At 36.6% G+C, this 19,056-nt stretch carries 24 protein-coding genes; 1 reads left to right on the top strand and 23 read right to left on the bottom strand.

Features of this window, described 5'->3' with window-relative positions; translation table 11 throughout:
• Positions 1 to 20: 20 nt before the first annotated feature.
• The 14 genes from JNG87_RS15610 to JNG87_RS15550 form a co-directional block, all read right to left on the bottom strand.
• The gene (locus JNG87_RS15610) at positions 21 to 983 is read right to left on the bottom strand and encodes a hypothetical protein (protein ID WP_202839399.1); all 963 of its coding nucleotides are present in this window, start codon (positions 981 to 983) and stop codon (positions 21 to 23) included.
• An 89-nt stretch (positions 984 to 1,072) separates the two neighbouring features.
• Positions 1,073 to 2,095 (bottom strand): glutaminyl-peptide cyclotransferase, encoded by a 1,023-nt coding sequence (locus JNG87_RS15605; RefSeq protein WP_202839397.1) that lies wholly within the window; start codon positions 2,093 to 2,095, stop codon positions 1,073 to 1,075.
• Positions 2,096 to 2,130: 35 nt separating this feature from the next.
• The gene (locus tag JNG87_RS15600; protein WP_202839395.1) at positions 2,131 to 2,514 is read right to left on the bottom strand and encodes a VOC family protein; all 384 of its coding nucleotides are present in this window, start codon (positions 2,512 to 2,514) and stop codon (positions 2,131 to 2,133) included.
• Positions 2,511 to 3,017 carry a GNAT family N-acetyltransferase gene (locus tag JNG87_RS15595; RefSeq protein WP_202839393.1) on the bottom strand — a complete coding sequence of 169 codons (507 nt, stop codon included), beginning with the start codon at positions 3,015 to 3,017 and terminating at the stop codon, positions 2,511 to 2,513. Before JNG87_RS15595 ends, JNG87_RS15600 begins: the two co-directional genes overlap by 4 nt.
• Positions 3,018 to 3,020: 3 nt before the next feature.
• Positions 3,021 to 3,329: an SRPBCC family protein gene (locus tag JNG87_RS15590; RefSeq protein ID WP_262896813.1), complete on the bottom strand. Its 309-nt coding sequence runs from the start codon at positions 3,327 to 3,329 to the stop codon at positions 3,021 to 3,023.
• Positions 3,254 to 3,445: an SRPBCC domain-containing protein gene (locus tag JNG87_RS21735; protein ID WP_262896812.1), complete on the bottom strand. Its 192-nt coding sequence runs from the start codon at positions 3,443 to 3,445 to the stop codon at positions 3,254 to 3,256. The genes JNG87_RS15590 and JNG87_RS21735 overlap by 76 nt, the downstream gene beginning before the upstream one ends.
• 221 nt (positions 3,446 to 3,666) lie before the next feature.
• Positions 3,667 to 5,280 (bottom strand): Na+/H+ antiporter, encoded by a 1,614-nt coding sequence (locus tag JNG87_RS15585; protein ID WP_202839391.1) that lies wholly within the window; start codon positions 5,278 to 5,280, stop codon positions 3,667 to 3,669.
• Positions 5,281 to 5,433: 153 nt separating this feature from the next.
• Positions 5,434 to 6,438 carry a bestrophin family protein gene (locus JNG87_RS15580; protein ID WP_202839389.1) on the bottom strand — a complete coding sequence of 335 codons (1,005 nt, stop codon included), beginning with the start codon at positions 6,436 to 6,438 and terminating at the stop codon, positions 5,434 to 5,436.
• A 76-nt stretch (positions 6,439 to 6,514) separates the two neighbouring features.
• Positions 6,515 to 7,192 carry a DUF2490 domain-containing protein gene (locus JNG87_RS15575; protein ID WP_202839387.1) on the bottom strand — a complete coding sequence of 226 codons (678 nt, stop codon included), beginning with the start codon at positions 7,190 to 7,192 and terminating at the stop codon, positions 6,515 to 6,517.
• 131 nt (positions 7,193 to 7,323) lie between these two features.
• Positions 7,324 to 7,716: a DUF1398 domain-containing protein gene (locus tag JNG87_RS15570; protein ID WP_202839385.1), complete on the bottom strand. Its 393-nt coding sequence runs from the start codon at positions 7,714 to 7,716 to the stop codon at positions 7,324 to 7,326.
• A gap of 138 nt (positions 7,717 to 7,854) precedes the next feature.
• Positions 7,855 to 8,544, bottom strand: a complete 690-nt coding sequence (locus JNG87_RS15565; RefSeq protein WP_202839383.1) for a response regulator transcription factor — start codon at positions 8,542 to 8,544, stop codon at positions 7,855 to 7,857.
• Positions 8,545 to 8,555: 11 nt separating this feature from the next.
• Positions 8,556 to 9,332 (bottom strand): sensor histidine kinase, encoded by a 777-nt coding sequence (locus JNG87_RS15560; protein WP_202839382.1) that lies wholly within the window; start codon positions 9,330 to 9,332, stop codon positions 8,556 to 8,558.
• A gap of 21 nt (positions 9,333 to 9,353) precedes the next feature.
• Positions 9,354 to 9,986, bottom strand: coding sequence for a hypothetical protein (locus tag JNG87_RS15555; protein WP_202839380.1), 633 nt, complete (start codon positions 9,984 to 9,986; stop codon positions 9,354 to 9,356).
• 11 nt (positions 9,987 to 9,997) lie between these two features.
• Positions 9,998 to 10,324, bottom strand: a complete 327-nt coding sequence (locus JNG87_RS15550) for a hypothetical protein (protein ID WP_202839378.1) — start codon at positions 10,322 to 10,324, stop codon at positions 9,998 to 10,000.
• Positions 10,325 to 10,639: 315 nt separating this feature from the next.
• Between JNG87_RS15550 and JNG87_RS15545 the strand changes: the two genes are divergently transcribed.
• Positions 10,640 to 11,485, top strand: a complete 846-nt coding sequence (locus tag JNG87_RS15545) for a T9SS type A sorting domain-containing protein (protein WP_202839376.1) — start codon at positions 10,640 to 10,642, stop codon at positions 11,483 to 11,485.
• Between the two features lie 77 nt (positions 11,486 to 11,562).
• Here the strand turns inward: JNG87_RS15545 and JNG87_RS15540 are convergent, their stop codons facing one another.
• The 9 genes from JNG87_RS15540 to eco all read right to left on the bottom strand — a co-directional run bounded on the left by JNG87_RS15540 (position 11,563) and on the right by eco (position 19,013).
• Positions 11,563 to 12,009 carry a VOC family protein gene (locus JNG87_RS15540; RefSeq protein ID WP_110011019.1) on the bottom strand — a complete coding sequence of 149 codons (447 nt, stop codon included), beginning with the start codon at positions 12,007 to 12,009 and terminating at the stop codon, positions 11,563 to 11,565.
• Between the two features lie 32 nt (positions 12,010 to 12,041).
• Positions 12,042 to 12,590, bottom strand: coding sequence for an SRPBCC family protein (locus tag JNG87_RS15535; RefSeq protein ID WP_238349601.1), 549 nt, complete (start codon positions 12,588 to 12,590; stop codon positions 12,042 to 12,044).
• A 17-nt stretch (positions 12,591 to 12,607) separates the two neighbouring features.
• Complete coding sequence (locus tag JNG87_RS15530) at positions 12,608 to 12,979, bottom strand: VOC family protein (RefSeq protein ID WP_202839374.1); 372 nt, start codon at positions 12,977 to 12,979, stop codon at positions 12,608 to 12,610.
• Positions 12,980 to 13,050: 71 nt separating this feature from the next.
• Positions 13,051 to 13,521 carry a hypothetical protein gene (locus JNG87_RS15525; protein ID WP_202839372.1) on the bottom strand — a complete coding sequence of 157 codons (471 nt, stop codon included), beginning with the start codon at positions 13,519 to 13,521 and terminating at the stop codon, positions 13,051 to 13,053.
• Between the two features lie 11 nt (positions 13,522 to 13,532).
• Positions 13,533 to 13,988, bottom strand: coding sequence for a DUF1569 domain-containing protein (locus tag JNG87_RS15520; protein WP_110011016.1), 456 nt, complete (start codon positions 13,986 to 13,988; stop codon positions 13,533 to 13,535).
• A 291-nt stretch (positions 13,989 to 14,279) separates the two neighbouring features.
• Entirely contained in the window at positions 14,280 to 15,488 is a 1,209-nt protein-coding gene (locus JNG87_RS15515; RefSeq protein WP_202839370.1) for an ABC transporter permease, read from the bottom strand.
• A 66-nt stretch (positions 15,489 to 15,554) separates the two neighbouring features.
• Entirely contained in the window at positions 15,555 to 16,511 is a 957-nt protein-coding gene (locus tag JNG87_RS15510; RefSeq protein ID WP_202844339.1) for an HlyD family secretion protein, read from the bottom strand.
• Between the two features lie 11 nt (positions 16,512 to 16,522).
• Positions 16,523 to 17,941 (bottom strand): TolC family protein, encoded by a 1,419-nt coding sequence (locus tag JNG87_RS15505; RefSeq protein ID WP_202839369.1) that lies wholly within the window; start codon positions 17,939 to 17,941, stop codon positions 16,523 to 16,525.
• 583 nt (positions 17,942 to 18,524) lie between these two features.
• Positions 18,525 to 19,013 (bottom strand): serine protease inhibitor ecotin, encoded by a 489-nt coding sequence (eco, locus tag JNG87_RS15500; protein WP_110010523.1) that lies wholly within the window; start codon positions 19,011 to 19,013, stop codon positions 18,525 to 18,527.
• Positions 19,014 to 19,056: the final 43 nt, after the last annotated feature.

Here is a 19,056-nt window from a genome sequence, read left to right as displayed (position 1 = left end):
TTTTTCCTTGTATTTACGAATTAGTTGATAAGTTTTTCGACAGCCTCAGTCTGAACCTGAGAAATATCTTCAATCAATTTCTGTAAAGTATTGTCTGAAGGTTTCTCTACTGTATTCTCATCTGGCTTTTCTTCCGTCTTTTCTACTGGCTTTTCTGTAGATGGCGGAGGAGATTCCGGCTGAGTTTCGAGCTGTTTTTGCTGTTGGGCTTTCTTTACTTTTTCAAGGCTGTAAAGATAGAGTTTGTTCCCTTTGATTGCAAAATAAGAGAGGATGTTTTTATCCACAATTTGTGCGTCCTGGTCTTCGAAAATAGTGATCATCCCTTTTTCAGGGACGTATTGTGAAATGAAATTACCGGCAACCACCAGGATCATATCATTCTCTCTTCGAAAACGTTTTCCGTTTTCCAAAGGAGCTTCGAAAAGCTTTTCGAATTTAAGGCTGTAAATCCTGATGTGCTTTCTCGTTAAAATATAGACCTTATTTTCATAGACCAGCATGTCCATTAAATCTTCAAAACTGATATCAAAAGGATATGAGTTGATGGTGGTATCATTTCTGAAATTATATTGTATCAGACGTTTTGTACTGTCGTCCAAAAGCCAGAGCTGCTGCAGATCTTCGGCATAAGCCATTCTGATAAAACCAAATTTCTGTTTAAAATCCAATCGTTGAATCTCATTCATATTCTGGTCTACAAATTTCATTTCCTGGGCATTTTCAGAAAACAATGGCACATTCAGAGGATTTTGTACGGTCTGTACTTTATAGGGTACAGTAAGCATCATTTTTCCGATCTGCTTTCCAAGGGAATCATATTTGGTAAAACTAAAATCTTTGTTTTTATAGATATACAGATTTCCGTAGTCATCGGCAAGCATATCTTTTGCCTCCTTCAGTTTTAAAGTATCTAAAGGAAGTACATCCTGCGCAGAAACTGAGCAGAAAACTAAAAGTAGTATCAGATATAATAATCTCAAATTCTTTTTACTAAGATAGCGCTCCTGAGGGAACGCTACCAATTTACATACTTTATTTTATTCAGACAGAAATTGTTATTAAACTTTTCTTATTTAATGACAACTTCATAAATCTTCGACCAGTTTTTTCCTGTCACCAGCATATTATCCCCTTTGAAGGCAATTCCGTTCAGTACATCATCACTTCCTTTGGTATTCTGTTTTGCGATTTCAGTAAAGTCAAAAGTTCCCACGACTTCTCCATTGGCCGGATTGATCTTTAAAATAATCGGCTTCTGCCATACGTTGGCATAAATAAATCCGTTGTGGTATTCCAGTTCGTTCAACTGGTCGTATGCCTGTGAACTTCCTGCAACCGCAATATACTTAATCAGTTTTGAAGGATCGTTTGCATCAAGGAAATATAACAGCTTACTTCCGTCAGAAGCGATCAGGTTCTTCCCGTCATACGTTAATCCCCAACCTTCACCCAATACATTAGGATAAGCAAATTCTGAAAGCAGCTTTAATGAACTTTTATCATAAACATATCCTTTTTTGCTTTGCCATGTCAATTGATATACTTTGTCTCCTACGATGGTACTTCCTTCAGAAAAGTCTTCCTGAGCCTGTTTTGTAGAAGCCAGCGGAGTTGTTGTTCCCAGCGTATATTTTAAAATCTGTGAAGATCCGTTCTGCCCGTCACTTTCATAAATGGTATTTCCTTCAATCTGGAAACCCTGTACAAAGTTTTTAGGATCGTGAGGATATTCCGCTACAATCTGATAAGGAATATTTTTTTCAGGATTTTTTGCAAATACATTGATGGTAGCATCCTGATTTAGCACTTCACCTCCTTTTGTTTTAATATTGAATGTAACAGCATTGTCTCCTAATGTGAAAAATTTAGGATCAATTGTTAAATCTGTTGTTTCTTTATCTCCAAAGCTGATTGTTACGCTTTCTGCATTTTCCGTTACCTCTTTCGGAAGCTCAAGCTTATCTCCGAAATGGTATCCCTTCGCCTCCATTGAAGTATTATAAGTGTTTAATGTATTAAGAATCTCCTTATCCTTATTACAAGACGCCAATAATAAAATCGCTGCGAAACCCGCTATTATACTTTTTTTCATTGAATTTCTAAATATTTCTCCAAAAATAGCAAATTTTATTCCGTATTGCCAATATTATCTGCGGGTTCACCAAATTGTAATAGGTAACCATTGTTGTCATATATTGCAAATTCTCTCATTCCCCACTCAAAAGTTTCGATTTCATAGCAGACTTTGGCTTTGGTTTTAAGGTCTTCCCAAAGATCATCCACTTTATTTACATTGAAATAAAACGAACCGGAAAAACCAATGGAAGTATTTTTTTCATGTTTGTCAGGCTGAGACAGCATGATGTATATTTCATCTTTACGAAGGGAAGCCCATTGCCATTCGTTATTCCTGTCGATAAGGCTAAACCCAAGAACGCGCATATAGAATCCTATGGTTTCATCAAGATTTTCAGTCCATAAAACAGGGCGAAGTGCGGTAAATTGTGTCATGATTCCTGTAATTCAAAACTATTTCTGTGAATTTTCATATTCAGGGAAACCCATGTTTCCTGATCAATCTTTGCTTCGCTTTTAACGTATGGGTCAAAAGCAAAACCTACTTTTCTGTAACATTCAATAGCTCCGGTATTCCAGTCGTAGACATTCAGCTCTGCTGTTTCTTTATCAAAATGACTGAAGCCATATTTCAAAAGCTCCTGCATCACCTTCTTTCCATAACCTTTTCCCCTGTTGTTCTCATCCCAGATCAGAATTCTTCCCAACAGGAATGTTTTTTCTTTCAGAAATATCTGGGCATGCCCGATTGTACGTCCTGTCTCATCTGTAATTTTAAAAAGAGTTCTGTTTTCATTGAACAGATCAGTTTCCAGCTGTTCTTCTGTGAGAGGAAAACGATATGCCGGACCGGCAAACTGAAGAAGCATTCTTTCGTCTTTTATCTTTGAAATCAGTTGTGGAGCATCTTCTATCGTAAAAGGGTGTAATGTGATCATGATTTATTTTTCTAAATATTCTTTTAAGCTTTGTCCCAAAATCGTATTCCAGCCCTTTACAAAATTTTCTCTTGAAAAGCCTTCTCCTAAGTCTTTAAAGTTTTCAATATCTTCATGGGTCAGCTTTACTAAAGTTTGACCGTCTTCTGGCAGCAGTTCCCAGGTTACAATGGTCTTCATGGCTGAAAAATCAGGATAAGACCATGTATGCTTTAATTTTTCATTGGGTATTATTTCTAAAATCTGTGCGTGGTGATGGTATTTATTCTCACCTCCCGGTTCATAGAAGTTGAATTCCTTACCTGTTTCCAAACAAAATCCTGGATATCAAAATACCAGGATTTCATCTCATTTTTATCGGTTAATGCTTTCCAGACTTTTTCAGCCGGAGCATTTATGGTGTACTGAACAGTGATGGGTGTACTCATATTATAGGTTTAATATGTTTAAATGTACACATTTTACCTATAATCTTTAACCACAAAAGTCACAAAAGTTTTTATCTACTAAATTATTTAAGTTTAAATTTCTACTCATGAGAAGTACACGTAAGCCTTCAAAATTTCAGAATTTTCCTTTTGTGAACTTTTTATTCCTGCAAGTTCATTTTAACTTTTATCTTTTGTGACTTTTGTGATTTATTTTGTAATTACCCATGTGAAAAACCTGTGATCTTGGCTTCGTCAAAATCCAGCTGCATTTCAATGGTTCTCATCACATGATCATCAAAGATCTTTTCTCTTTTCATTCTGTGCAACTCATTTCTCTGTGCCTGAATGATCTGTCTCAAAACATCTTTGTTTTCGTTGATTGCGGACACATAATCTCCTGTGGAAGCCATGCATTGGGCTTTGTCTGCCATCAGCATCATTTCATTTTCCAGCTTGTGTTTTTGATGACGTACAAGGCTGTTCGTTACGGCTAATTCAGAAAAATCGTTATCCAGTTTGTGCAATGCTGTTTCCTTCAGTTTACGCATAAGAATGACCTCCTGTTTTTCTTCCGGCAATTCGCTTCCGGCATCCTGAATATTTAATAATTTCAAGATGGGCGCCAACAATAAACCCTGCCCTACCAGAGTGATCAATATGATCACGAAGGTTACAAATAAAATAATATTCCTATGCGGAAATGCTTCTCCGTTGGGTAAAAAAGCAGGAATGGACAAGGCTGCAGCCAGTGAAACCACTCCTCTCATTGCTGCAAAACTGATGATAAAAGGCTCCCTCCAATCCGGTTTGGGAACTTTTAACCTTAATTCTTTAGAGCAGATTCTTGGGAAATACATCAATGCGTAACTATAGAGAATTCTTGTTCCGATAATCGCTCCGCCAATCACTACACTGTAGAAAATACCTTCTGAAATGGTATATTCTTTCATCCCTTCCACTACAATGGGAAGCTCAAGACCAATCAGGATAAAGATGATGGTATTCATCAGGAATATCAGAACACTCCAAACATTCCCCGACTGAATCCTTGAGGTATGGCTTAAATAGCAATGTGAATTATAAGACATCAATAAACCTCCGGCAACTACAGCCAATACTCCCGAAAAATGGAAATGTTCTGCTCCCACATACATAATATAAGGTACGATAAGGGTAATAATGGTATCGATATTGGAATTGGTCGGAATAACTTTTAATAAAGCTCCAAACAGGAAGCCTACTGCTACTCCCACAGCAATTCCACCGATCGCCATCGTGAAGAAATCCTGAACGGCATCTCTCCAGATAAACTGTCCTGAAATAACGGCGGCCAGTGCAAATTTAAATACAATTAAACTGGAAGCATCATTGATCAAACTTTCTCCTTCCAGAATATTAGTGATCTTTTTAGGAATTTTCATATGTTTCAGAACCGAAGTAGCAGCTACTGCATCCGGCGGAGAATTGACACCTCCCAACAGGAAGCCCATTGCCACAGTAAGTCCTGGAATAATGGAAGATGAAAGATAAGCAACGACTATGGAGGTTAAGAATACCAACCCAAAGGCCATTGAAAAAATCTGTTTTCTCCATTTATGAAAATCCTGCCATGAGGTAAACCAGGCTGCCTCAAACAAAATTGGCGGCAGGAAAATAAGAAAAACAAGGTCAGGTTCTATTTCAATACGCGGCATTCCCGGCACAAAGCTTATCAGTAATCCTGCAATGACAAGAAAAATCGGGTAAGCTACTTTTAATTTCTGACCGATCATTACCAATATCATCACAGACAGCAGGACTGCAATGGATATTATAACATAGCTGTGAATCATTTTTAAATAAGTTTTTTTAAGTTTAAGTGTTATTTTTTATGGGATATCAAATATTTATTATTACCCAAACCTGATAGGTTTCAGAAACCTATCAGGTTTAGATATATTCGAAGTCTGTCATTAATCAATATCTGAGATCATAAAAAGATCAATCTAAAGCACGATATTATTCTTCGGAGTAATGGCTGGCGGAAGATCAGATTCATCCAGCATATCTCTCATATCGATTTCAATTGTACGGCTGATCTGGGTGATGGGAACGTCATTGGGACTTCCTTCAAAAGGATTTACCGAAGCCTCCCCCACGCTGTCCAAGGTATGGAAGCACCATGTTACCAGTAAAGAAAACGGAATATTGAACCACAATGTCCAACCTTCTACCGATGTTCCTTCACCTAATTTATCAAACTCCTTCAATAATCCAAAAGGCACAAAAACAATGAATAAAAGCAAAAGATACGTTGTAATTGAAGAGAAATTTCTCGGATAGGGAAAGTTTTTAATTCTTTCAGCTTTTCCCTGATTATCGGTAAACTTCACCAATTGCTGGTTGATCTGTGTCCATTGAAAATCATTGATTCCTCCTTTTTCGTAAACTTCGGATAAAGCTTTACTCTGGCTGGCTATCAGTTGAGTCGCTCTGTTTTTTTTGCTTAGAATATACTGGAGTTCAGATTCTGAAAGATATTTTTTCAATTCTTCATCCAGTTTGGACTGTCTTTCCGGAATGTCATATTTTTTAGCATATTCATCAAACTGATCTGTTCCCATGTTTTCCCATGCTCGCGGTTCACGAAGCTGAAATCTCAATGCAGTAAGCCATGCATAATGACGAAGGAACATTTCTTTTACTTTACCGGAGTCTTTGGAAAGAAGTGCATCTCTCAGGATATACCCAAAACTGCGGCTGTCATTAATAATAGCTCCGTAAATCTGTCTTGCTTCCCAGAGTCTGCTGTAGCTGGCATTGTTTTTAAAACCAACAATAAAGGCAACTGCTGTTCCCATGATCGCAATCGGCTGCCATGGAACGGAAAGAAACTTCCAGCCCAAAAAATACAGGACTGTAGGAATAGCTGATAATATAACCAAAGCGTAAATGCTCCGTCTGGTCCAGATAATGAACTCCCGGGCTCCGAATCTTTTTCCTGAATGCATAAGTGTTTATTTTATAGTGTTTATTATAATCTATTTTCAAATAATGGTTTTCCTCACAGCATTCAGAATAATTTTATTAGTTCTTAGTGAACGGGATATTATTATAAAATCCAATCTGAATCTGTCCGCGGTTTCTGTTCTCCTGAATCTGATTCATATAACCAGCTTCAATCCTCATATTTTTATTGATGACATATCCTAAGGCTCCATACACTCTGTTTCTGTCAAAAACCGGATTGTCAAAATGCAGAAAAATTTCGTTATATACTGATGCGTAAAAGGTTTTCGGAAGTAATTCTTTTTGAGTAATCGGAATATTGACTCCCAGCATATAACGGAATCTCATTCTGAAATCATCCTGAAGAAAACGTTCTTCCAAACGATAGCGGTGCTGGAGATAGAAACGTCCGAATTTCTGTTTGGTAATATACTGCTGGAAAATCCTGTGTTCAATATTTTCTTTTTTTTCACCGTTGATGTAAGGCTGACTGAGAATGAAACCGTAACCCAATAAAACATTGTTATTGTTCTCTGTAAGATCATATCCGATCCCTGTACGGATCAGTAACTGCTCGAGATCTCCAACTGCATCGAAATTACGGTACTGAATTTCATTGTGCCAGTTCAGCTTCTTACTGATTTTGTTATTTCCAAAATACATATACCATGCTCCCAGATCGTTTTTTTGAGCAAATGTCAAAATGGATCCCAAACCTAAAACTGTGAACGCCAACTTCGTAAAAACCTTTCTCATATTTACCAATTACTATTATCTATCGTTTTAAACAAAATTAATATTTTAAATCAATAATAGCAAACAATATTTTATAAGTTAGTTTAAAGAAGTACGGATGCAATGGTCTGCATCCGTTTTTTTGTAAAAGATTATCCTGGAACCTGTTCGGTAAGAACATCTGTTTCATTGTGATCAAAATAAGTACAGGTCATGGCATGAAGATCCATTGTCCAGCCTGTGATTCCGTTTTCTGCGCAGTCTTTACAGAAAGTTATATAATCTGTTCCTCCCTGCTGGTGAAGCTTCAGTTTTATTTTAAAATTTTCGAGGTTCAAAACATCGGAAACAGGAAGAAAATCATATTTGCTTCCGGTCTGCACAGATTGGTTGTCAGTATTAAAGTACTCAGTATTTCCGTCTGAAACATATGCTTTGTAGTGAGAGACACCTAATGCTTTTATAGCCTGAATATATTGCGGAAAATCAGCTCCGCTTTTTACTTTTTGGTGCTCTGCTTTAATGTTTTCAATAGTAAATTTCATCTTTTGTATTTTCTGTTTTTAACTATAAATTATTGTTTCTCACAAGCAAACCATTGGGCTCTGCTTATCAAAACAAAGGCTAATTTAATCAGAAAATATAAATTTTATTTAATTTTTTTATGAAACAGATCTATAGCATTATTCAAATCTGTCTTTTAAATAATTCATATCTGCAATTTTACTTTCTATGGCATATACCACTAAACCTGCGGTATTTTTGGCTCCGGTTTTCAACAGAAGGCTGTTGCGATGACCTTCAACCGTTCTGGAGCTTATAAAAAGCTGATCCGCAATCTCAGAAGTGTTGTATTGTTTGCAGATGAGTTCCAATACCTCTTTTTCTCTTTTGGAAATATGATTGGCATCAAAAATACTGGAAACCTTTTTCTTAGGTTCTGTAAGGTTTTGATGTAAAGCTTCCATTACCTCATTGTTATAAAAGAAACCTTTGCTGTGCACTTCCCGGATTGCCGTGAGCAATTCTGCAGGGCTTGAGTTTTTTTTAAGAAAGGAACAAGCCCCGGACTGTATCATATTGACAATAAATGCTTTCGTGTTATAGCTCGTTAAGGCAATAATTTTAATCTGGGGATATTTGATATGGATTTGTTTGGTTGCCTCTACTCCGTTAATTTCAGGCATATTGAGATCCATCAGGATTATATCGGGCAGTTCTTCCAGGGTTACAAGCTCATCCAGCAGCTCTTTCCCATTGCTGAAATCACTTACCAGTTCAATATCTTTTTCTCTCTGTATCAACAATGAAATTCCCTGACGAAAGAGCGCTTCATCGTCTACAATTATGACACGAATTATATCCTTTTCCATTTTATAACGATTTAAAATGTAAATTCTACGGTAATTCCTTTATTGTTTTCACTTTCAATTTTCAGTGTTCCATTGATCAGTTCTACCCGGCTTCTGATATTTCTTAAGCCTAATCCACCTTTCAATGTATTTTCATTAAGATCAAATCCTTTCCCATCATCTTTATAGATACAGGTATTTTTTCCGGCTTTTCCCAAAAATTCTATATCAATATGCGTACTTTCCCCGTGTTTTATGGAATTGTTAATGAGCTCTTGTAGTATTCTAAAGATATGCAAATTTTTTTCTTCTTCTGCTTTTGCAAAGTATAAGCTGTTGGAATAAGTAACCTGTAGGGTTTTGGATAAGTTAATTTCTGAGCACAATGCATCTATTGCAGCATGGAGTCCAAATTTTTCTAAAATCGGAGGAAGGAGATCGTGCGAGATTTGTCTGGCACTTTCTGCAGTTTTATTAACCAGATGTATGATTTTATTTTTCAGATCGTTATATTCTTCCCTGGCCAGATTATCAAAATCCAGAAGGTGGATATTTAAAGAAACCACACTGAGTTTTGAACTGATGTCATCATGCAGATCCTGGGCAATTCTCAGTCTTTCTTTTTCCTGGGCACTGATAATGGCGTGGGTAAGCTCTTTCTCGTATCTGACCTCCAGCTCCTTTTTCTGAATAAGGTTTCTTGTTATCTTCTTATTAGAAAAATAATAAAATATAATCAGGGTAACGGCCAGTAAGGTAAATGCCAGAAAGGTATAAACGATAGTGGAAATAATTGTATTCTCATTCATTTTGTAAAGTCATAACAGTGATTACACATTTTTTTTGCGGGAAGACAGATAGTCTGTCAGAATAAAAATCTGATACACAATAAACATAACAACATTGAAAACCCATATCTCTTTATGCAGTTTTCTGTTCATCACCGTATACAGGTTTCCCGACAAAAATATTACGGTACTGCTTATCAGATAAAGTAAAAGTCCCAGGCTTATATAATTGTATTTCTTTTGGGTATCCAGTATATTATATAAATGAAATAATGCCAGAATTATGATTGAATAAGACGTGACAAAAATTTCAAAAAGATTAAAAACATAATACTTTTCGGGGTATATGATATACTGTATAACAAGAACTACGGGAATGATAATTAAAAGTGTACGTGCTGTTTTTTTCTGGTATTTTTCCGTTACAATTTCATGGAAGAATAATCCCAGTAACATGAATTGGCCTATCAGATAATAATGTGAGAAAAACAGATTATTGATCTTCTGTGAGTTCAATACATAAAAAACAATTTCACACAGTAATATCCAGGCCAAATAACCAATGAAGAATGTATAGGCTTTTCCGGCTCCGGAAAAACCTATACAGTATACTGCCAGGTTAATCAGCAGAATGCCTTTTCCAATTAATGACAATATTTCAATCCAGTGATCCAATGATCTCTAGTTTACAGGTTCCACCATTTTGCAGCAGAGCATACGCTCGGGCAGGGTGTTGTCATGTCATATACATAATACCCTTTATCATAATCCACAATATCATTGTTATCTGCATCTACTCCTACCAGAAGAAATTTAAATTCTCCTTCATCGGTAATGGCATTATAACCCCGGTATCTCTCAAATCCTTTGTCATTAATAAAAATATCATGAACGTCCTTTGCCGGGATAAGGTGGGCCCGGATAGATGTTCCATCGATAATTTTTGTATTCTGCCAATTGCTGATCCATTTTTTAGCATCATCTAATGAGACTGCATGTTTAGGTAATTCCATAGTTTTTCTCGTTTTAAATTATATAATAGGTTTAGAATAAGTGACTTCAGCTACACATTACAAGTTATGAAAAAAAACTAACCATACTGTGAAATACATTCATTTTAATTAACATAATATTCTTTTTTCAAAATTATAATAATAAAAACCAACGAAATTGCGTATTTCTACCTGTTTTTCAATTCGGTTTTTAATACGCTGTTGTCACTTTGTATTTCTCGGTTACTTTGTGGTATCCTTTACAGAAAAAACTCATGAGCACATCAACAGTACGGGAAGCTTATGATCTTCTTTAAACATTAAAAAATCTGTATCATGAAAAAAATTATCTTTTTTGGAATCTTTGCTTTCTTAAGCAATATTACAATGACCAGTGCACAGACAACTACTGTGACTTTTGAAACTTCATCTGGCGGCAGCACAAGCTTTACCAGCAACGGATATACTTTCAATATCATATCACAGGCCGGAACTTTCAGAATTCAGGGCAATTATCCAAACACCGGCTGGAACGGAACAGCTAATGATAATTTCTATATCGACAATACAGGTACAACCAATATCAGCTCTCCCTCTTTCAGTGTTAAAAGCAATTCTGCATTCACTGTATCAAAGTTTTGGGTATTTTTAAGCAATACTGCTTTAAACCAGTCTACCTCATCAGGAACACTTATTATTACGGGAAAATTAGGGGGAGTTACAAAGTTCACCACCACAAAAACATCCGGATTTAATACTACATTTAATGCAACTACGGGAACGACAGGTATCAACAACGGATTTACCCTGATTGATCTTTCCTCCCTAAATAATCAGAATAACAGCAATACTACCATTGATGAAATCCAGCTGCAATCCACCGGAGGATATGTCTATATGTGCCTGGACGCATTTACATGGACAAAAATTTCTACGCTGGGCACTTCAGAAAAATCTATCAAAGACAAAAAGAATATTTATCCTAACCCAACTTCCGGTATCTTCTATATGGATGACCTGAAGAAAAATGAAAATGTTTCTTTATATGATCAGTCCGGAAAACTTATGAAATCCACAACAGCTGAAAAAGATAAAAATAAGTTTGATATAAGTGAGTTCCCTGATGGTATCTACCTTATCACAACAGCATCAGGAAGCTACAAAATCATTAAAAAGAAATAATAGCTCAGCAACTTATCAGTAAAAAAACCGACAGGCTCCTGTCGGTTTTTTTATTATTTTGAGTGCAAAGATAAATTTTATGAGTGCTGCATTTTAGCTGGATCGTCATAATTTACCATCCAGTTGATTCCGAATTTATCGCTGAACATTCCGAAATAAGCTCCCCAGAAGGTATCAGCCATTGGCATTGTTACCTGTCCGCCTGCAGAAAGACCACCGAATAATTTGTCTGCTTCTTCTTTAGATTCAGCGTTCACAGAAATAGAGAAGTTGTTTCCTGCCTTGAAGTTGGAAGACCACTCTCCTCCTGTATCGCTTCCCATCAAAATCGTTTCTTTAGAGATCGGAAGAGAAACGTGCATGATTTTGTTTTTGTCTTCTTCAGGCATTTCTTTTCCTTCCATTGGAGGCATTTCTCCAAATGTTCCGATATAAGGATATTCTCCTCCGAAAACAGATTTATAAAAATCGAATGCTTCTCTGCAGTTTCCGTTGAATGTCAGGTAAACGTTTACTGTTGCCATAATTGTTTTGTTTTTTTAAGTTCAATTTGTTTTTATTGAGGTTTTTCAGACAGTGCTTTTAATCGTGAAAGCCCTTTCTGATAATCTTTTCCGATAGCATTCTCCATATTCATAAATAACTTCATCAAGGTAAACGGATAAGGAATCTCAGAAGTAAATCCCCATGTTGCCCTACTTCCGTTTCCTTCCGGAACTACTGTTACGTAAGCATTTGCTTCACTTTCATAAGGGGTAAGAAATTTGATTGCCGTATCTATTCTTTTACCAGCTTCATCTACTTTTTCCAATTCCTGGCAGCCTTTTCCTGCCTGTTTATTTTTACTATCCCAGCAAACTTTTTCTCCGTGCTGGCCAGTTGTTCCCGTCCACTCTTTTTTCATACCCGGATCAAGATCATTCCATGGACTCCATTGATCCATTGCTTTGAGGGTATTGGTATTCTGCCATACTTTTTCCACCGGTGCATTAATGGAAATCGATTTTTCATATTGACAGTCACCCGGAATAAAAGCAGCCCAAATCAGCAAAATGATTAGTAATGTGGCTAATAGTAAAAAAATACGTTTAAATGTTCTCATCATCAATGTGTTTTTAATTATTATCTGTGTTGATCTATAAGAATCATATTTCCATCCGGATCTTTCAGATAGATATGTTCTGGCCCGGAGGTGGTTTCATCGGCTTCTCTACTGATTTCAACTCCGTTTTCTTTTAATCTTTTCTGAATTTCACGCACATCATCAAAAGATTCCAGATTCTGTGCATTTTCGTCCCATCCCGGATTGAAGGTAAGCATATTCCCATCAAACATTGCCTGAAAAAGGCCTATCAGCGTAGAACCGTTTTTCATGATCAGGTAGTTTTGTGCTTCTGTTCCTGCCATAGTTGTAAACCCAAGCTTCTCATAAAAGTCTTTTGATTTCTGAAGATCTTTTACGCTTAAGCTAATTGAAAATGCGCCTAGTTTCATAATGTTTGTAAGTTTTTAAAGTAAGCCCCCGAGGTCTGGGGTATTGTTAAGTCGAAGATAATGAGGTTGTTTTACTGATTTTTAAGATGGGTCTTAAATTCAATGGTTCCGTCATAACTTTTCCAATCGCCTGTAAGTTCGATGTGCTGCTCTTCAATTTTCTCTGTTTTTCTATTCCATTTGAAATTGTAGACAAACTTCCCTTTGAAAAGTCCGGAATGTTTTCCTTTATTCTCTTCTGCCAGCTCATATTCTCCGTATACTGTTCCCTGTTTTTTGGAATCTTTATATTTTGAAATGGTAATTTTCCCTTCAAATTTTGCATAACTGGTATCCACAAGAGAATATCCTGAAACGAAATATTCCTGATCATTTTTTTTATTCTGCTCAGAGATATTGATCTTCAGTTTCAGTTCCTGACCTTTATTTCCAATGGTTCCTATATAAGGTTTACTGTTATTCAGCCATGTATTGGAAATATCAGGCATCTGACCCCATACAAAATTGGCAGCCAGAATGAAAAGTAATAAAAGTTTTTTCATACAAAGTGTGTTTAAACGCCAAATTGTGCCAGGTGATGGTTCAGGTGCTTGGCAAACATATTGTTCCATTCCTGGGAATTCAGTTTACCAAAAGAAAAAGATTCTTTACCATCGAACGCATCTGCTCCCAGCTGCTGAGTCTTCTGGATAAAACCAATCAGTCTTGTTTTTTCTTCATGAAAATTCTTTCTGGTGGTAATCAAAAACTGTGGAGCGGTAGGTGAATCTCTTGGATATGCTTTTTCTCCCACTACTTTAGGTTTTACAAAAGTTTTTAATATAAATTTTGCAATCGCTCCCGGTTTTTTGTGTTTTTCCGGTTCATATACCATTTCATAGGTAATACAGCAGTGTGCCAGCATCTGGTCTACCGTCATTTTTCCCCACAGACCGTGTGTATCTTCCACCAACTTATTTATTCTATCAATATAGTTTTGAGCATCTTTTGCATCAAATACATTTTCCATATAATTTCTATTTTACTATGGACAAATATATCAGTTTTTTTGTTTGATTTTATCGTTGGCTGAAAAAATTGAGGGGTGCTTGTTATGAGATACGAGTTACGGGGTACGGGATTCGAGTTCGAAAGTTTTTCGGCTATTTTTCGATTATTTTTTACGTATTTTTCCCTGCTCTTTAATTTGTCGTCGGGTATAGATACTGATCATCTGCCAGCCTATATACTACAAAAGTAACCAGCAAACCAGCATCATATCAACCTCTAACTTAAAAACCAGCAACAAATTAACCAAAAACTACTCTATCTCTTCCCGAGAAGTATCCTCAATTGTAATTTCCTGGGGTGCAGATTTTTTGAAAATAAACCATAGTTTGATCTTTAAAGCAATCCAGCCGATAACAGCATATATTACTAAAAGGATACTTAGATGTTTCAGATACGGGAAAGTAAGCTCTACCGAACCTTTTTGAATCAATAAGATCTTGAAAGCCTGTAAAAAGGGAGTCAACGGAATAATATTCGCGATAAACTGTACAAAAGCAGGCATTGCATTCAAAGGCCATGTAAAACCACTGATAATGAAAGCCGGCGAAGCAATGACCATCAGGATTTGTGTCGCCTTCAAAGCATCCGGAATCAGAATACTGATGAATACTCCCAGAAATGAAACCGATCCTACAAAAACAGCGGTCAAAAGAATAAAATTAAAAATTCCTTCCGGCATCGGAACATGGAAAATCATGTGCATAAAGTAATAAATACCTACAATAAGAACAGAAAACACCCAGATCGGAATGACTTTTATCAACATGGTCGGGAAAGCCCATTTTTTCATTTTAAGATATTCTTTCACAAAAGATCCTCTTTCAAATTCAGAGGCAAAACTCACTGCCATTGCCAGCAGAATGACCTGCTGTAATACCACTGCCAGCATTGCGGGCCACATGAAAATCAGATAATTTCCGGTAGTGTTAAAGAGGGTGATATAATTGGCTTTGAAAGGTTCATATTGTGTTGCAGCCTTTGCAGCAGGCATTCCTGCTTTCTGAAGTGCTTTAATGGAAGCTCCGGCAGAAAACGTTCCTATGGTCAGCTGAAGTGCTTTTGATGCAAAATTTGCCGTTAAAACATTTCCTGTATTGATATACACATTCAGTTCAGGATATTTTTTCTGCAGCATATCTCCTTCAAATCTTGAGGGAATAATAACCACAGCAGCTGCCTCATGCCTGATTACCTCATCTTTTATGCTTAAAGGTTCCTGCAGATATCTGATAATTTTGATGCTTTTATTATCATCCAACATTTCCGTCAGTTGGTTGGATAACGGTGTATTGTCTCTATCAACAACCAAAACAGGAGTATTTTCAACTTTTCCGCTTTTGTAGACAAACCCCAGCAAGGTGGCATAGAAAACCGGTGCCAAAAAGAACACCGTCCTTAAGGTGGAATTGCCGATAAAAAGTTTGAACTCACGTTTCAAAAGACGGAAAAATTCTTTCATCTGTATATTTTTATAAGTGGAAGAACGAAATGAAATTTTATAGAAGCATCATCTGTCCTTTTCAATTTATTTCAGGATTACGTTGGCATTGACTAAAATATTTTTAGCCTTATTCATGTCTTTGGGTTTTACTTTGATCTCGTAGATAGCGTCTTGTAACTGATAGTCCGGGTAAGCCGTGGTGATATCCGCATACTTTGTCAGCTGTTTAATATACACGATAGTTCCCGTAAGGTTTTCTTTGTTATAGACTACCTGCATGGTGACCTCCTGTCCTTTTTTATATTTTGAAATAGCACTTTCCGGGATGGTAAATCTGAAAAAAGTACTCTCAGGAATATATCCGTTGAACAGAGCAAAACCAGCGGTTGCCAACTCGCCTGTATTCAGGCTGATGGTCTCAATTTCCATATCATTGGTGGCAATGATATACCTTTCGGAATAGGCTACATTTGCTTCCTGTAAAGCGCCTTTAGCCTGTGATGCCTGTCCGGCTGCCATTTCTACTTTTTCGAAACGGGTTCCTCTTTTCACATCATCCAGTTCTGCCACTACAGCATCATATTGTGCCTTTGCGCCCTGTAATTTTGCGTAGATTTCGTCATGGGCCTGTGGAGACATTAAACTGTCGCGGAACATATTATTGGCTCTTCTGTATGATTTCTGAGCAAATTCATATTGTTCTTTCAATCCTTTATATTTGGCCTGAAGCTGTCTCATCTGATCGGCTGTCGCTCCGTTTTTTGCCATTTGCTCCTGAGCAGTTGCGGCACTCACTGCCCCTTGCGCCTGTGCAATTTTTGCAGAAACTTCCGGTACATCAAGCTGAGCCAGAGTATCTCCTTTTTTCACAGTCTGACCTTCAGAAACATATATTTTAAGAATCCTTCCGGTAACTTTAGGGGCAAAAGAGATGACATCCTTTTTGGTTTTCCCTTCCGGTTCTTTGATTTTTTCATTCTTTTTGTCACAGCTCCCCAATAAAAACAGAGCAGCGAAGAGTATAAATATATTTTTATGCATCATTTAAATTTTTAAGGGATTAAATAAAATTTGGTGATATCCAGTTCCTGGGTAGATCTCATCAGTTCTATCCCCGCTCTTCTCTGGTTGAAAATGGCATTCTGATATTCCAGTTCTGCAACTTCAAGATCATTTTCGGCATCAATAAGCTGTGAAGATTTGCTCATTCCGTACCTGAATTCTTTTTCTGCCTGTACGAGTGCATTTTTTGCCAGTTCTTTTTCTTTGGCTTTCAGGGCAATTTGTGCAGAAGCAATATCATAATTGGTTTGATTATTGGCAAGATTCAATGTCAGCTTTTTCAAAGCGTCATCTTTCTGATTTTGCAATACTTCTTTTCCGACTTTGGCGGTTTCTTCAGCATGTTTTCCTTCTTTCCCGTCAAAAATTTCCCATTTAAAACCAACCCCTGCAGTAATCAATGGAAATACATTGATGTTATTCGGTCTCCAGTCTAGTTTTTTCCCTTCATATCCAAGAATTGGCACAGCAGGAATGATATTTTCGGATGACTTTATTCTGTTTCCGTATAATCCGATATAATAGGCGGAAGCCATCAGTTGTACTTTTGGAATCATCCACGTTCTTTCCGCTTTTATTTTATAGTCCGCCGCACTGATTCCATGTTCCAGTGCACGGATTTCTGCTCTCTGTTCAATCCCTTTTTCTGCAGCCAGCAATTCTACAGGAGATAATACAGGATCAATCATTCTGAGCCTTTCTCTTTGAATCCCTGTCAAAATATAAAGCTGGGTAAGAAGAAGTTCTTTTTTCCCTTCATATTCTACCATTTTAGCATCCAGAGTAGCCTGGGCGAGTTCAATTTTCTTATGGTCATAAGGCGTTATCAAACCATAGCCAAGCGCTTTATCAGCTGTTTTTCGGTTGATATCCAATCTTTTTTTACTTTCATCCAGAACCTTTTTAGACTGATGAATCAATGCTAACTGATCATAGGCTTTGGAAATGGTGGCAATCACCTCATCTTTTGTTTTTTCCAGAAGGATATCTTCAGACTTTTTCTTTTCTTCCACCGCTTTTTTCATGTACTTCACCTTTCCTCCTGAATACAGCAGCATTTTGGCATCTGCCTTGGCAATACCTGAAAATCCGGATACATTGAAATTATTGTTGAAAGTCCCTTCGGGAATATTGATAAAGGGAGCGAGATTGAATTCCGGGGACGTCAGTCTTGCTGTTCCGTTAAGATAACCGGCCTGACCGCTCAATTCCAGGGTTGGAAGAAAGATATCCTTCAGTTTGTGCTCGTCAAGATCGGTAAGCTTATTTTGGGTAATCTGCATTTTAAGGTTCGAGTCCCGAACCATAGCACTATCCAGAAGTTCTTTAAAATCCGGCGCAGACTGTGCCCAGCCAAAAGCGGGGAAAGCAAAAAAACTAAACGTAAAAATCAATAAATTGTTTTTCATGGTTTATGTTTACAACAAATATAATGCAAAAATTATTAAAATCTTTAAAGATAATTCTACAAGATGGTGAATTTAAAGTAAGTTTAAAATATGTTTAAGTTTAAAACCTTATAAAATAAAGTTTTGTCGGAGTCGTTTAAATATTAATTAAATACTAGAAAACCTGAAAAAAATTTTAACTCTACTTTTTCTGTATTATTTTTACGACACTTTTTTCAGGAAACAAAGGAAGAAAAGAACATTTTCTGAAAAAAATCATTCTGAATTTGGAATTTGGATTCCTTCGGAATGACAAACTGGATGGATAGGCTTGTATAATAAATTTCTTAATCTATAAAATCTGTGAAAAACAATATTTAATAGGAACGGGCTTTAGCCCGTTTAATAAAAAACAAAACTTCAATTGGCTTCAGCCGAAACCAAAAGTACAACGCAGTCTTCGCAAAAGCATTGTTGATAGCTTTGAATTCGTTCGCAAGGGCGTTTCACTTAGCAAAGACATGACGAATTATTTTACCCTGAAAAAAACGAAAACTCCCCACATCGCTGTGAGGAGTTTTCTATATAATTATAATAAGCTGATTTATTTTTGAACTGCTTTTTTCATGGCAGCATCAGGACGTAAAATTCTGTAACGGACTTCAATGTCTTTCGGTACATAGAATACCAATGGAAGTTTACTGTTGTATCTTACAATTTCAGGCTTTAGGGTAACAAACTTTTTAGTCAGTTTTTTATCCAGACAAGCCATCAGCGTTCCCGCTGTTTCTCCTTTGGATTCTACTTCATAATAGTTGTATCCCCATCCCTGAAGATCCTGGGTTTTCATTTCTCCCATTAAGAAATAATTGTTACAGTCTAACATTTTTTCAGCACCTACAAAAAGCTCAACTTTTAAATCGTTTTCGTTTTTTGCTACAGGAAGCTGAATATATACTTGTTTATAACCTTCTTTTGCTTTCGGGAACATTTCAATCTGTAGTTTTTCAAACTTTTCTGCTTTCTTTTGTGCAAAAGCATTTACTCCGGCCATCAATACCAATCCTGTAATTAAAGTTTTAGAGAATTTCATCTTTTAATAATTTTTTTAATTGATATTACCTTAATTCCAAAAA

This window comes from Chryseobacterium cucumeris (assembly GCF_016775705.1).
GTDB lineage: Bacteria > Bacteroidota > Bacteroidia > Flavobacteriales > Weeksellaceae > Chryseobacterium > Chryseobacterium cupriresistens.
The sequence above is the reverse complement of the archived record's forward strand: the minus strand, read 5'-3'. Positions and strand labels throughout refer to the sequence as shown.